Raw genomic sequence first — 14,378 nt, 5'->3', positions numbered from 1 at the left:
TCACTTATTGACCTAGGAGCATACGCATAGCGTAAACATCCAAGTCATCTCCATCTTTTGATTTAACATCATTTTTCCTGATGCCGTCAATATAAAAGCCATATTTTTCGTAAAGGTGAATCGCTCTGCTATTCCTTACCTGAACATCCAACTTAAGGCTGTGAATGTAAGAGTTTTCTCTGGCCCAGTCAAGAGCAACCTCTAACAAAAGCTGGCCAATACCGTAACCACGATAAGGTGCCGCAACTAGCATAAATAAATCTGCCACAACCTCTTCTTGGGGTGTCACTTCCCCAGAAAGATTTAAAAGACCCACTATTTTATCATCTAACTTAGCCAGCAGGCAAAAATCAATAAAAGATTCCTGACTCCTTACTAAAAAAGTTGCCAATTCTTGAGGAGTGACCTCTAACATGTCCTCAACCCCTGTGATAAAATCTGTTTCGTCAGCAGCTGTTGTCACTAAGGAGAGTACTGCTTCTGCATCTTGGGGCAGACCTTCTTCGATCACAAGAGTTTGTTCAACCATGTGTCATTGCCTCTAGAAGCTGCTGAGAACGCTCACCATGCGCTAACAAGTCCAGTTGACGACCTTCATCTTGCTTGGTAATAATAATTTCCAAATAATCTTCCAATACGCCTTGGCCTAGTAGTTCTCCCCATTCAATAACAGTAACACCATTACCAAAAAGAAAATCATCGAGGTCGATAGAGTCAGGGTCATCACCAATGCGGTACACATCTAAATGGTAAAGAGGAAGGCATCCTTGATATTCTCTCACAATAGTATAGGTAGGACTCTTAATCATTTGATTAATGCCTAATCCTTTAGCAATCCCTTTTGTTAAAGTTGTCTTGCCTGCCCCTAGATCGCCTGTCAAAACAATCACATGACCAGCTGACAAATGACTGCCAATCATTTGCCCATAGGCAATAAGGGTATTCTCATTTTCACTATAAAACATAGCCATATTATATCAGAAAAGAAAGAGACTTCCAAGCGCCACCCTGAGATCAGTCAAATAAACAACTCAAAGAACCTCTTCCAATTCCTTTTTGGTAGAAAATTCAAGAAACTAAAAACACTCCTTCAAGTGGGAAACAAACCAACTAAAGAAGTGCTTGTATGATGAACACTTTATTTTTTGCGCCTAAAGAACAGCGAGAATAATAAAGTTCAAGATAAATAAGAAAGTTGCTCCCCACAGAATTGGGTGAATCTCTTTGGCATTTCCTTTAACGATTTTGACTAAACAGTAGAAGATAAAGGCCGCTGCGATACCGTATGAAATCGAATAGCAAAGCGCCATAAAGAAAGCTGCAAAGAAAGCTGGCAGGGCATCTTCAAAGTTACTCCAATCCACATCAAGGAAGGAAGAAACCATCATTACCCCAACAATAATCAAAGCCGGTGCCGTTGCTGCCGCTGGTACAATCCCAACAAGTGGCAATAATAGAGTTGATAAGAGGAAGCAAAGTGCAGTTGATACTGCTGTTAAACCTGTGCGACCACCTTCAGCAATCCCTGCTGCTGATTCGACATAAGTAGTGGTATTTGACGTTCCAAACAAGGCTCCAATGGAGGTACCAATAGCATCGGCAAAAAGGGCACGATCCATTTTAGAACTAAAGCCTGTGCTATTTTCTAGAGCTTCTTCATCTTCTGCTGAGAAAATCCCTGTACGACGCCCAGTACCAATAAAAGTACCAATGGTATCAAAGGTGTCAGAAAGACTAAAAGCAAAAATAGTCATTAAAACAAGTGGTAAACGACTAGAATCATTAAAGAGTGATAACATACCACCAAAAGCAGCTAAGAAGGTTGTTCCAAGTTCTGAAAAGGCAGATCCTATATGATTATCAGCAAAGTTAACAGTTGATAAATCAACTACTCCAAAAGGAATTCCTACAAGCGTTGTTACAACTATCCCAATCAAAATCGCACCACGAACATTTCGAATAACCAAAACAGCCGTCAGTAACAAGCCAAAAATAGCTAGTAAAACACTTGGATCAGTAAAGCTTGAAATGGCTGGTACGACACCACCATTAGCATTAACAGAGAAAATTCCTTCAGCAAAGGTCTTCGCGGTTGCCTTAGCGGGCTCCACACCATTTACAGTCACAATATTAGCTGCTGAAGCAGAAAAAGTGATGATGTTGGCAGTTTTAAATCCTAAATAAGCTACAAAGACCCCAATTCCTCCACCGATAGCATGTTGAAGGCTAACCGGAATAGCCTTGATAATACTCTTACGGAATTTGGTTACCGTAATGAAAATATTAAACAAGCCACAGATGAAAACCATTGCCAAAGCTTCCTGCCATGAAAATCCCAGTCCAAAAACAACTGTATAAGTGAAGAAGGCATTGAGCCCCATCCCTGGTGCCAACGCATAAGGCACATTGGCAAACAGACCCATGATTAAGGTTGAAATAGCCGCTGCGATAATGGTGGCCAAAAAGACAGCCTTAGAAGGCATCCCTGCAGCACTCAAAATACTTGGATTAACAAATAAGATATAGGACATGGCAAAGAAAGTCGTTAAACCAGCCATAATCTCAGTTGAGACACTTGTTCCATTTTCTTTTAACTTAAAAAACTTTTCCATTTGAATGGAGTCTCCTTAACTAGTATATAGGTAAAATCAAAAAAGCCCTTATCTAAACCATAGATAAGCTTTTTAGCAATTATTGTTCGTATTTTTCGAACTATATAAATATAGTATCATTTTATTGTTCTTATTTCAATGTTTTTTCTTATTTTTTTGATTAAAAAGTTAAATTCCAACGGAATTTCCTAATGACTGCGCTTAATCTATCTTTTCTCTTTATCTTGGGGCAAAATTTGCTATAATCTAACTATGATAAAAAAAATGATTGCTATTGATTTAGATGGAACTTTATTACACCATGACAACACCATCTCTACCTATACTCAAAAAACCATCAAAGCTGTCCAAGACAAGGGCCACCACGTCATTATTTCAACTGGTCGTCCTTACCGTATGGCACTAGACTACTATCTGCAGCTCAATTTAAAGACTCCAATCATTACTTTTAATGGGGCCTTGACCCACCTTCCTGAACAAAAATGGGCCTATGAACATAATGTCACTTTGGACAAAGACTACCTATTAAAATTACTAAAACATCAGGATGATTTCCAGATGGATTTTATTGCCAGTGAGTATCGAAAAAATTTCTACATCACCATGACCAATCCAGAAAGCATCGATCCGCAACTCTTTGGTGTAGACGAAATCACACAAGACATGGCTTTAGAGATCACTAAAATCACACGAAATCCAAATGCCTTATTGATGCAAACTCACCACGAAGACAAGTATGCCTTAGCTAAAAGTATGCGGGCCTTCTTCAAAGATGAGATTGAAATTGACTCTTGGGGAGGTCCTCTCAACATTCTTGAGATTTCCTCAAAAAATATTAATAAGGCTTACGCTTTAAATTACCTGCTTGGGATTTTCAATATGGATAAAAATGATTTGATTGCCTTTGGAGATGAACATAACGACACAGAGATGTTAGCCTATGCAGGAACGGGTTATGCCATGAAAAATGCTAGCCCTGTGCTACTTCCTTATGCTGATCAACAGCTTGATTTTTCAAACGAAGAAGACGGTGTCGCCAAAAAATTGGAAGAACTTTTTTTATGATAGCAAACGAAACCGCTATTTTTCAGAAAATGGTGGTTTTTCTTCTGTCAATAGCTGTCAAAAAATGAAAATCATTCTAATGATTTCAACATTTTTCAGTATATTTTCTGTTTTATACAGCATGAAAATACCTTTAATATCAATAATCTGTCTATTTAATCCTAAATTCTGAAAATTTTTTCATGTTTTGTAATATTTTTCCGAAAGGGCTTGATTTTTTAGTGAAAACGTTTTAAAATAGAGACGTTCTTGAATTTCGTTTAAGTGAAAAAGAATTGCCAAAATTTATCGTTTTGGAAGGAGATTATTCTTCTTCATTTCAACGAAAAATATTTTATAAGGAGGAAGAACAAGAATGGGTATCGGTATTATTATTGCCAGCCATGGTAAATTTGCTGAAGGTATTCATCAATCTGGTTCTATGATTTTTGGTGAACAAGAGAAAGTTCAAGTTGTTACTTTCATGCCAAACGAAGGACCAGATGATTTATACGGACACTTCAACAATGCTATCGCACAATTTGATGCTGATGATGAAATCCTTGTACTAGCTGACCTTTGGAGCGGATCTCCATTTAACCAAGCTAGTCGTGTGGCAGGAGAAAATCCTGACCGCAAAATGGCAATCATCACTGGTCTCAACTTGCCTATGCTTATTCAAGCTTACACTGAACGTCTTATGGATGCTAGTGCAGGTGTTGAACAAGTTGCCGCAAACATCATCAAGGAATCTAAGGACGGTATCAAAGCCCTTCCTGAAGACCTTAATCCAGTTGAAGAAACTGCTGCGACTGAAAAAGTTGTTAACACACTTCAAGGAGCTATTCCTGCTGGAACTGTCATCGGAGATGGCAAATTGAAAATCAATCTTGCTCGTGTTGACACTCGTCTTCTACATGGTCAAGTTGCAACAGCGTGGACTCCAGCTTCTAAGGCTAACCGTATCATTGTTGTTTCTGATGAGGTTGCTCAAGATGACCTTCGCAAACAATTAATCAAACAAGCTGCACCTGGTGGTGTTAAAGCTAACGTTGTTCCAATCAGCAAATTGATTGAAGCTTCTAAAGATCCTCGTTTTGGTAACACACACGCACTTATTCTTTTCCAAACCCCTCAAGACGCCCTTCGTGCGGTTGAAGGTGGTGTTGAAATCAAAGAATTGAACGTTGGTTCAATGGCTCATTCAACTGGTAAAACAATGGTTAACAACGTTTTATCAATGGACAAAGAAGACGTTGCTACTTTTGAAAAATTACGCGACCTAGGTGTTACATTCGACGTCCGTAAAGTTCCTAACGATTCTAAGAAAAACTTATTTGAGCTTATCCAAAAAGCTAACGTTAAATAAGTTTCAAACACTATAAGTTTTTAAAACGATGGCTAGTTAACCTGTTAGCAGAAAGTCCTCGTTTACTATACTTTGAAAGGATTACAAAATGTCAGATATTTCAATTATTTCTGCAATTTTGGTCGTTGTTGTTGCCTTCTTCGCTGGTCTTGAAGGTATCCTCGACCAATTCCAATTCCATCAACCACTTGTTGCATGTACCTTAATCGGTCTTGTAACTGGTCACCTCGAAGCTGGTATCATCCTTGGTGGTACACTTCAAATGCTTGCTCTTGGTTGGGCAAACATCGGTGCTGCCGTTGCCCCCGATGCTGCGCTTGCTTCTGTAGCGGCTGCTATCATCATGGTTAAAGGTGGCGACTTCACTCAAAAAGGAATTACCTTTGCTTACTCAACAGCTATCCCACTTGCAGTTGCGGGTCTTTTCCTTACAATGATCGTTCGTACTTTGTCAACTGCCCTTGTACACGCTGGTGACAAAGCTGCCTCTGAAGGTAACTTCGCAGGAGTTGAACGTTTCCACTTTGTTGCTCTTCTCCTTCAAGGATTGCGTATCGCTATCCCTGCTGCTCTTCTTGTTGCTGTTCCTACTTCAGTAGTACAATCTGTTTTGAATGCTATGCCAAACTGGTTGAACGAAGGTATGCAAATCGGTGGTGCGATGGTTGTTGCTGTAGGTTACGCTATGGTTATCAACATGATGGCTACTCGTGAAGTATGGCCTTTCTTTGCCCTTGGTTTTGCTCTTGCAGCTATCAGCCAGTTAACCCTTATCGCTATGGGTGTTATCGGTGTTGCAATCGCCTTCATCTACCTTAACCTTTCTAAAAAAGGTGGCAACGGTGGTGGCTCAGCAGGTTCAGCTGACCCAATCGGCGACATCTTAGAAGACTACTAGAAAGGGGTAAGACCAAATGACTGAACAAATCAAATTAACTAAATCAGACCGTCAACGTGTTTGGTGGCGTTCACAATTCTTACAAGGTTCTTGGAACTACGAACGTATGCAAAACATGGGGTGGGCTTATGCACTTATCCCTGCTCTTAAAAAATTGTATGCCTCTCCTGAAGACCGTGCTGCTGCTCTTGAGCGTCACATGGAATTCTTTAATACTCACCCATACGTTGCTGCTCCAATCATCGGTGTAACTCTTGCCCTTGAAGAAGAACGCGCAAACGGCACTCCAATCGATGACAAAGCTATCCAAGGGGTTAAAATCGGTATGATGGGACCTCTTGCTGGTATCGGTGACCCAGTATTCTGGTTTACAGTACGCCCTATCCTTGGTGCTCTTGGGGCTTCATTAGCCCAATCTGGCAACATCGTTGGTCCACTTCTCTTCTTCTTTGGATGGAACATCATCCGTATGGCCTTCTTATGGTATACCCAAGAATTTGGTTACAAAGCTGGTTCTGAAATTACTAAAGACATGTCAGGTGGTATCCTTCAAGACATCACTAAAGGGGCTTCAATCCTTGGTATGTTTATCCTTGCCGTACTTGTTCAACGTTGGGTATCCATCAACTTCACTATCGATCTTCCTGGTAAACAATTATCAGAAGGGGCTTATGTGGTCTTCCCAGACGGCGCTGTTAAAGGTGCTGAGTTGAAAACAATCCTTGGCCAAGCAATTAGTGGTATGAGTCTTGATAAAGTTCAAGCTCAAACCCTTCAAGGTCAGTTGAACTCACTTATCCCAGGTTTAGCTGGACTATTGCTTACATTCCTTTGCATGTGGTTATTGAAGAAAAAAGTTTCTCCAATCGCAATCATCATCGGCTTGTTTGCATTTGGTATCCTTGCTCACCTTGCAGGTATTATGTAATCAACCAATGGAAGTCTGAGATGAACTCAGGCTTCTTTTTTATTGACCACACAGGTTAAAAGCCGCTTAAAATATGATATAATAACTACAACTAAGCAGTGAAAGGAACTCAAATGGCTCAATCTTTAAACACAAGTGTCGAATACAAGACAAAGGCCGTCTCCTACCTTGGAATGGGAGGTAAAGTCGGTCACATCTTACTTGGTGACAAGGCCCTTGAATTTTACAACGATAAAAACGTGAATGATTATATTCAAATCCCTTGGACAGCTATTAATCAAATTGGTGCCAATGTGTCAGGAAAAAAAATCAGTCGCCACTTTGAAATTTTTACCGACCAAGGCAAGTTTTTATTTGCTTCCAAAGAATCTGGAAAAATCTTAAAAATCACCCGCCAGCATATTGGCAATGAGAAAGTGATCAAATTACCAACCTTGATTCAGACACTTATCAAGAAAATCTTTCGCAAATCAAAAAAATCAGAGTAGCCTAGCTAGCTCTGATTTTTTAATAGAAACTCTTAACTTTGTTTGAAAAATAGCAGAGCTGAACTCTTTTTTTCCAAAAGTTGTCACTCAGACATATTCTTCATCTTTTATTCTTCAAATGGAAAGGTAGTATCACCCCAAGCTAAGTCCCTATGAAAACCAAGGCATTTGAAGAGGAGGATTCGTCCCTTTTCAAGGACAAAAGCAAGGACGTAAATTAGAAAACTGACACCAAAAGATAAAGGAGGATAGGAGCATTAACAAGAGGTTCGGCACCCCCCCGAATAAGAACCTTCACTAGCAAGGGAGGAAGATACTCCAAATAGACTCCCAAGGTAGTGGGTGACACCATAAGAATAAAGGACAAAAGCAAACTATTAGGTTTAAACGTCATTTTAGCAAAAAGAATAAAGAGAGCAATAGATCCCAAAGTTAAGGTTGGTGAAACCTACCAGTACCAAATATCCCCTACCATAAATGTCATGGTATAGGTTGCGACTAAGGACAATACATAAGTTAGCATCAAATAGTTTATTTTTAAGGCATCTAGATTAATCCTTCTCAGGTAAACTCCAATAATATAGAAAATCATTAACCAAGTCATTTCAAAACTCTTGCTCAGTGAGAACTCTGCTACTCTGTTATTCATGTGAGAGCAGGCACCAGTGAAAAAACCAGTAACATTAAAATCACTAAATGCTTTAATTGGTGATTAGACATGGCTCTTAGACCGCCATCGATTATTGGCATAACAGTTAAGAAACCAAAATAGGTAGTCATATACCAATAGTTACCACTGACAATTGGGAACAAGGCTTGACACCAGTTACTTGCTGTAACAGGAAATCCGAGTAAGGCAAAAACCAAAGTCGTCCCAAATGTATAAAAAAAAACTTGAATCCAAATGGCTAATAATTGGAATACCTCTAATAAGACTACAAACCCATATAACCACTAATAAGAGCATAACAAGTAACCGCACCATAGACAAAAATCTGAATAGCCCAAATCGTGATAAAATAAGCATCTGTTTGCCCTTCAACGGTCGATCTTAAATCACCCTACCCTTTCCTAGGACATGCGTAATCACGATCATAAACGTGGAAATAATACATAAGAGATTCAAGCCGTAATGGTGTTTTTGAGAGGATACTTCTTTCTTCTGTAACATCATTTTAGTGTACCATAAGTTTTTTTCTAAAAAACCACTAATAAGTTATCTTACCTTTTTTCTTACCTGATGGATTTTTAGGAGAAAAGATAAGCTGATTTGAGTTTACTTTTTCCTAATTTTTGTTATAATAGTGCTAACGGATAAGTAATATCCTTTTTCCTTACAGAAAGTCTGTGGTCGCTGTGAACAGATAGGAAATCTGATATGAAATTCTACCGTGTTGCAAACAGAATAAGGATTAAGTGCACAGATTGTGAAGCTGGATGGAACCGCGCCAAAGCGCTCCAGCATCTTCATAAGCTGTGCTTTTTCTATCGTCAGAGAATCACAAGGTCCAACGGTCTCACTCAGCCTTGCTTCACTGACAGCTACTAATAACGATCTTAAAGGAGTTTATTTATGCTAGATCTTAAACGTATCCGTACCGATTTTGACGCTGTCGCTGCCAAATTAAAAACTCGCGGTGTTTCTGAAAACACCCTGACCCATCTCAAAGAACTTGATGAAAAACGCCGTGCCCTGTTGGTCCAATCAGAAGAATTAAAAGCTGAGCGTAATATTGCTTCTGCTGCGATTGCGCAAGCTAAACGTCAAAAAGAAGATGCCAGCCAACAAATTGCTGACATGCAAAAAGTCTCTGCTGACATCAAAGCCATTGACAATCAACTAGCTGATATTGACCAACAAGTGACTGAGATTATCACAGTCTTACCTAATACTCCTCATGATTCTGTTCCCCTAGGAGCTGATGAAGAGGATAATGTGGAAGTTCGCCGTTGGGGAACGCCTCGTGATTTTGATTTTGACATCAAGGCTCATTGGGATATTGGTGAGGACCTTGATCTTTTAGACTGGGAACGTGGGGCAAAGGTAACCGGTGCTCGTTTCTTATTCTATAAAAATCTTGGTGCTCGTTTGGAGCGTGCCCTTTACAACTTCATGCTTGATGAGCATATCAAAGAAGGTTATCAAGAAATCATCACGCCATACATGGTCAATCATGATTCCATGTTTGGAACTGGACAATATCCAAAATTCAAAGAAGACACCTTTGAACTAGCAGACACCAACTTTGTCCTTATTCCAACTGCCGAAGTGCCTTTGACTAATTATTACCGTGGAGAAATTCTAGAAGGCAAAGAATTACCAATTTACTTTACTGCAATGAGCCCATCTTTCCGTTCTGAAGCGGGATCTGCTGGTCGTGACACACGTGGTCTTATTCGCCTTCACCAATTCCATAAGGTTGAAATGGTTAAATTTGCTAAGCCAGAAGAATCTTACCAAGAATTAGAAAAAATGACAACTAATGCTGAAAATATTTTGCAAAAACTTGGCTTGCCATACCGTGTCATTACCCTTTGCACTGGTGACATGGGCTTCTCAGCTGCTAAAACCTATGACTTGGAAGTTTGGATTCCTGCACAAAACACCTACCGTGAAATTTCATCCTGTTCAAATACAGAAGACTTCCAAGCACGACGCGCTCAAATCCGTTACCGTGATGAAGCCGATGGCAAAGTCAAACTTCTTCATACCCTCAATGGTTCTGGACTTGCGGTTGGACGTACCGTTGCTGCCATTTTAGAAAACTACCAAAATGAAGATGGTTCTGTTACCATTCCCGAAGTTCTTCGTCCTTATATGGGAGGTCAAGACCTTATTTCACCAAAATAATGAAGGCATAGAGCTCATTGTTATCTGCAAAAGGTGTCAATGGATCCTTTATTTTACCTATAATCTAAAAATAACAAGTCCAAAAAGCTGAGATACACTCAGCTTTTTTCGTATGAAGTTTTTAAATTATAACCTCTGTTGTCAAACACAATGCAAAAAATCCTATTGAGTCTTCCCCTAATTAATAACACAGACTAAGGGAAAGAAGCTCAAAAGGATGTTGTTAATATTTACGAAAGCGTTGGTAGCGCTCATCCAATAATTGGTCCAATGGTTTGGCTTGCAAGTTAGCCAGTTGTTCGACGAGGTTAGCTTTAATCATGTCAACGATTTCACTTGAAAAGTAACCATGTTCTGGAATAATACGATCTACTATTCCCATTTGATACAGTTCGCCTGCTGTAATCTTCATCAATTCAGCAGCTTCTGTCGCCCTTGAACCGTCCTTCCATAAAATAGAAGCAAAACCTTCTGGACTAAGGACTGCATACATAGTATTTTCAAGCATCCAAACTTGGTCTGCAACAGCCAAGGCTAGGGCACCACCCGATCCGCCTTCTCCAATAATGATGGCAATAATAGGAACCTTGAGGTCACTCATTTCCATCAAATTCTTAGCGATGGCTTCCCCTTGACCACGTTCCTCCGCACCAACTCCCGGATAAGCTCCTGCTGTATTGATAAAGGTGACAACAGGACGTCCAAATTTTTCCGCCTGTTTCATTAAGCGTAGGGCTTTTCGATAACCTTCTGGATTGGGCTGACCAAAATTCCTTGCCAAATTATCCTGCAAATTCTTACCTTTTTGAACACCAATGACCGTAACAGGTTGTCCCGCCAGGTAAGCCAAACCACCTACAATAGCACCATCATCTGAAAAATGACGATCCCCATGCAATTCTATAAAGTCATCAAAAACAAGACTTGCATAATCCAAAGTCGTTAAACGCCCTTGATCGCGCGCTTCTTTTAGAACTTTTGATACAACTGTCATTGGCTACCTCCATGAAATGCTACCAAATGGGCAATCTTGTCTCGCAACTCTGTTCGTTTCACAATAGCATCTACAAAACCATGATCTTGTAGAAATTCTGCTTTTTGGAAATCATCTGGCAAGTTCTCGCGAACTGTAGTCTCGATGACACGACGACCTGCAAAACCAACCAAGGATTGAGGCTCTGCCAGAATAATATCCCCTTCCATGGCAAAACTAGCTGTTACCCCACCAGTGGTTGGGTCTGTCAAAATAGTCAAGTAAAACAAACCTGCATTAGAATGCCGTTTCACAGCTGCAGAGACTTTGGCCATTTGCATGAGGCTCATGATACCCTCTTGCATACGAGCGCCTCCTGAAGCTGTAAAAATCACCACTGGCAAGTTTTCTTCAATAGCCAATTCAAACAATCGGGTAATCTTTTCCCCGACAACTGTTCCCATACTAGCCATAATAAAATGAGAATCCATAATGGCAAGGGCAATTTGTTGTCCTTTTACCATTGCCTTCCCTGTCAAGACAGCCTCATGCAGGCCAGTTGTTTCCTTGGCTTTTTGTAATTTTTCCTGATAACCTGGAAAATGTAAAGGATCTTTAGTTTCAATACTGGTAAATAGTTCTTGGAAAGAGCCTTCATCAACTGTTAACGCCAATCGCTCTTGGGCAGAAATCCTAAAATTGTAAGAACAGGTTGGGCAAATCTTTGCCAAACCCAAGTCTTTCTTGTAAATCATGTGCTTACAAGCTGGGCATTTGGCAAAGAGTTCATCAGGAACTTCTGGGATATTGTGGCTAACGGAACCTTTGAGCGAATTATTGGGAGTAATACGGATGTATTTATCTTTTTTACGAAATAAGGCCATATTTTCTCCTAATCTTTATTGTAATGTGGCAAGAATGTTTCCATTAAGAAAGAGGTATCATAATCTCCTGCAATCACTCGCTTATCTGAAATCAAATCTAGCTGGAAATCTGTGTTGGTGATAATGCCTTCAATTTCCAATTCAAATAAGGCACGTTGCATTTTCATCAGGGCATCAAAACGATTATCTCCATGAACGATGATTTTAGCAATCATGCTGTCATAATAAGGAGGAATGGCATAGCCATTGTAAACAGCTGAATCGACTCGTAAGCCTACACCGCCACTTGGTAAGTACAAATCTGTAATCTTCCCCGGACTTGGTGCAAAATTAAAGGCAGGATTTTCTGCATTGATACGGCATTCAATGGCATGTCCTGTGATGGTGACCTCTTCCTGAGAAACCGAAAGTGGGTGTCCTGCAGCAATTCGAATTTGTTCTTTGACAATATCCACACCTGTCACAAATTCAGTTACAGGATGCTCAACTTGAACCCGAGTATTCATTTCCATGAAATAGAATTCCCCACTATCTTCGTCCAACAAGAACTCAACAGTCCCTGCATTTTCATAGGCCACAGCTTGGGCTGCTCGAACAGCAGCTTGTCCCATTTTCTGTCGAAGGGTATTTCCAATAGCAATTGATGGACTTTCTTCCAAAACTTTTTGATTATTACGCTGTAACGAACAGTCCCGTTCTCCCAAGTGAATAATCGTTCCATGGGAATCACCTAAAATCTGCACCTCAATATGTCTAGCTGGGTAAATCACTTTTTCCAGATACATAGCACCATTTCCGAAAGCACCCAAGGCTTCTTGACTAGCAGCATTGAAAGCTGCCTCTAAATCCGCCTCTGTTTCCACTTTCCGAATACCTTTACCACCACCACCTGCTGATGCTTTTAACATAACAGGATAGCCAATCTTATTAGCAATAATCAAGGCTTCTTGGGCATTGAAAACTTCACCATCTGAACCAGGAATAACGGGTACACCTGCCTTAATCATTTCAGAACGGGCATTGATTTTATCCCCCATTTTGTCCATAACCGATGCAGATGGACCGATAAATTTAATATTCATCTCTTCACACATGGTAGCGAACTTTGAGTTTTCACTTAAAAAACCAAACCCTGGGTGAATCGCTTGGGCTCCTGTCACAATAGCTGCTGACAAGACCGAATTCATATTAAGATAGGATTCCTTGGAACGGGCAGGCCCAATACAGATGGCTTCGTCTGCCAAAATCGTGTGCAGAGCTTCCTTATCCGCTTCTGAATAAACGGCAACTGTGGAAATCCCTAATTCTCGTGCAGCACGAATGATACGCACTGCAATTTCACCACGATTGGCAATTAAGATTTTTTTAAACATAAGGGTTTCTTCCTCCGCAGAACAGTCATTCTCATTGTCCGAAAGCAAAGGTCAATGTTCCGCTTGCCGCTAGCTTGCCATCAACTTCTGCCTTAGCTTCAACGACAGCAATGGTACCGCGACGCTTGATAAGGGTCGCTGTCATCACAAGCTGATCACCTGGAACAACTTGTTTTTTGAACTTCACTTTATCCATTCCAGCGTAAAAGACCAACTTGCCTTTATTTTCTTCTTTTGACAATTCTAAGACACCAGCCGTCTGTGCTAGAGCTTCCATAATAAGAACGCCTGGCATCACTGGATACTGGGGGAAATGCCCGTTGAAAAAAGGCTCATTGATGGTGACATTTTTAATGGCAACAATGTGGTCGTCTGAAACGTCTAACACTCGATCAACCAATAACATTGGGTAACGATGAGGCAAAGCTGCTTGAATTTCTCTAATATCCATCATTTAATCCGCACCAATCCTTGTCCAAACTCAATAACATCCTCGTTTGCCACCAAGATTTCTGTAACCACACCATCACATGGAGCAGGTACTTCATTCATGACCTTCATAGCTTCGATAATCACAAGGGTTTGCCCCTTTTTAACCATATCACCTACCGCCACAAATGGTGGCTTATCTGGAGCGGATGCCAAATAAGCTACCCCAACCAGTGGACTTTCAACAATATCTCCCTCAGCTGCAAGAGGTTCAGCCTGTGACTGCTTCTCGACAAGTACCTCCTTAACTGGTGTTGAGACTTGAGTAGAAACTTCCGAAGCTACTGGATTCGGAGCAAGGGGTAGCTGTGGTGCAGGTATTACTTGCTCTTGGCTGGGTGCAGATTGAACGAAGTGTTGTTCATTTTTACTAAAGGCTAACTCGCCTTCACTTGTTTTGAATGAAAATTCACGTAGACTTGAGCTATCAAATTGAGCCATCAAATCCTTGATTTCTTGAATATTCACT

At 40.4% G+C, this 14,378-nt stretch carries 14 protein-coding genes and 1 pseudogene; 6 read left to right on the top strand and 9 right to left on the bottom strand.

All coding sequences use genetic code 11. The features are described from left to right. Positions 1–4 precede the first annotated feature (4 nt). The 3 genes from EL097_RS05250 to EL097_RS05240 form a co-directional block, all read right to left on the bottom strand. Positions 5–529 (bottom strand): GNAT family N-acetyltransferase, encoded by a 525-nt coding sequence (locus tag EL097_RS05250; RefSeq protein WP_003044971.1) that lies wholly within the window; start codon positions 527–529, stop codon positions 5–7. Then, on the bottom strand, positions 522–965 hold the full coding sequence (gene tsaE / locus EL097_RS05245; protein ID WP_039994873.1) for a tRNA (adenosine(37)-N6)-threonylcarbamoyltransferase complex ATPase subunit type 1 TsaE: 444 nt from the start codon (positions 963–965) through the stop codon (positions 522–524). Before tsaE ends, EL097_RS05250 begins: the two co-directional genes overlap by 8 nt. Positions 966–1,151: 186 nt before the next feature. Beyond that, positions 1,152–2,612 carry an NCS2 family permease gene (locus EL097_RS05240; protein ID WP_003044979.1) on the bottom strand — a complete coding sequence of 487 codons (1,461 nt, stop codon included), beginning with the start codon at positions 2,610–2,612 and terminating at the stop codon, positions 1,152–1,154. 252 nt (positions 2,613–2,864) lie between these two features. Between EL097_RS05240 and EL097_RS05235 the strand changes: the two genes are divergently transcribed. The 5 genes from EL097_RS05235 (at position 2,865) to EL097_RS05215 (ending at position 7,339) form a co-directional block, all read left to right on the top strand. Next, a complete protein-coding gene (locus EL097_RS05235) occupies positions 2,865–3,677 on the top strand; it encodes a Cof-type HAD-IIB family hydrolase (RefSeq protein ID WP_003044981.1) in 813 nt (270 codons plus the stop codon). A gap of 355 nt (positions 3,678–4,032) precedes the next feature. Next, positions 4,033–5,025: a PTS sugar transporter subunit IIB gene (locus EL097_RS05230; protein ID WP_003044984.1), complete on the top strand. Its 993-nt coding sequence runs from the start codon at positions 4,033–4,035 to the stop codon at positions 5,023–5,025. An 88-nt stretch (positions 5,026–5,113) separates the two neighbouring features. Further along, the gene (locus EL097_RS05225; protein WP_003044987.1) at positions 5,114–5,923 is read left to right on the top strand and encodes a PTS mannose/fructose/sorbose transporter subunit IIC; all 810 of its coding nucleotides are present in this window, start codon (positions 5,114–5,116) and stop codon (positions 5,921–5,923) included. Between the two features lie 16 nt (positions 5,924–5,939). Further along, positions 5,940–6,851, top strand: coding sequence for a PTS system mannose/fructose/sorbose family transporter subunit IID (locus EL097_RS05220; RefSeq protein WP_003044991.1), 912 nt, complete (start codon positions 5,940–5,942; stop codon positions 6,849–6,851). Positions 6,852–6,964: 113 nt separating this feature from the next. After that, positions 6,965–7,339 carry a DUF956 family protein gene (locus EL097_RS05215; protein ID WP_003044994.1) on the top strand — a complete coding sequence of 125 codons (375 nt, stop codon included), beginning with the start codon at positions 6,965–6,967 and terminating at the stop codon, positions 7,337–7,339. Positions 7,340–7,446: 107 nt separating this feature from the next. On the opposite strand, the pseudogene EL097_RS05210 reads toward EL097_RS05215, so the two are convergent. Continuing rightward, positions 7,447–8,510: pseudogene (locus EL097_RS05210) on the bottom strand (acyltransferase family protein). Between the two features lie 402 nt (positions 8,511–8,912). On the opposite strand from EL097_RS05210, the gene serS reads away from it, so the two are divergent. Next, positions 8,913–10,190, top strand: a complete 1,278-nt coding sequence (gene serS / locus EL097_RS05205; protein ID WP_003044997.1) for a serine--tRNA ligase — start codon at positions 8,913–8,915, stop codon at positions 10,188–10,190. Between the two features lie 223 nt (positions 10,191–10,413). Here the strand turns inward: serS and EL097_RS05200 are convergent, their stop codons facing one another. Genes EL097_RS05200 through accB form a run of 5 tightly spaced genes read right to left on the bottom strand, consistent with a single transcriptional unit; the run spans position 10,414 to position 14,377 of the window. Then, on the bottom strand, positions 10,414–11,184 hold the full coding sequence (locus EL097_RS05200; protein WP_003044998.1) for an acetyl-CoA carboxylase carboxyl transferase subunit alpha: 771 nt from the start codon (positions 11,182–11,184) through the stop codon (positions 10,414–10,416). Continuing rightward, positions 11,181–12,047, bottom strand: a complete 867-nt coding sequence (gene accD / locus EL097_RS05195) for an acetyl-CoA carboxylase, carboxyltransferase subunit beta (protein WP_003045001.1) — start codon at positions 12,045–12,047, stop codon at positions 11,181–11,183. The genes EL097_RS05200 and accD overlap by 4 nt, the downstream gene beginning before the upstream one ends. Before the next feature lie 8 nt (positions 12,048–12,055). Next, positions 12,056–13,420, bottom strand: coding sequence for an acetyl-CoA carboxylase biotin carboxylase subunit (accC, locus tag EL097_RS05190; protein ID WP_003045004.1), 1,365 nt, complete (start codon positions 13,418–13,420; stop codon positions 12,056–12,058). A gap of 31 nt (positions 13,421–13,451) precedes the next feature. Then, on the bottom strand, positions 13,452–13,874 hold the full coding sequence (gene fabZ, locus EL097_RS05185) for a 3-hydroxyacyl-ACP dehydratase FabZ (protein WP_003045007.1): 423 nt from the start codon (positions 13,872–13,874) through the stop codon (positions 13,452–13,454). After that, positions 13,871–14,377 (bottom strand): acetyl-CoA carboxylase biotin carboxyl carrier protein, encoded by a 507-nt coding sequence (gene accB, locus EL097_RS05180; RefSeq protein ID WP_003045009.1) that lies wholly within the window; start codon positions 14,375–14,377, stop codon positions 13,871–13,873. Before accB ends, fabZ begins: the two co-directional genes overlap by 4 nt. Between the last annotated feature and the right edge of the window lies 1 nt (position 14,378).

It is taken from the genome of Streptococcus canis (assembly GCF_900636575.1).
In the GTDB taxonomy this organism is placed as follows: Bacteria; Bacillota; Bacilli; order Lactobacillales; family Streptococcaceae; genus Streptococcus; species Streptococcus canis.
Note: the sequence above shows the minus strand (reverse complement) of the source record. Positions and strands in the feature narration are given on the sequence as shown.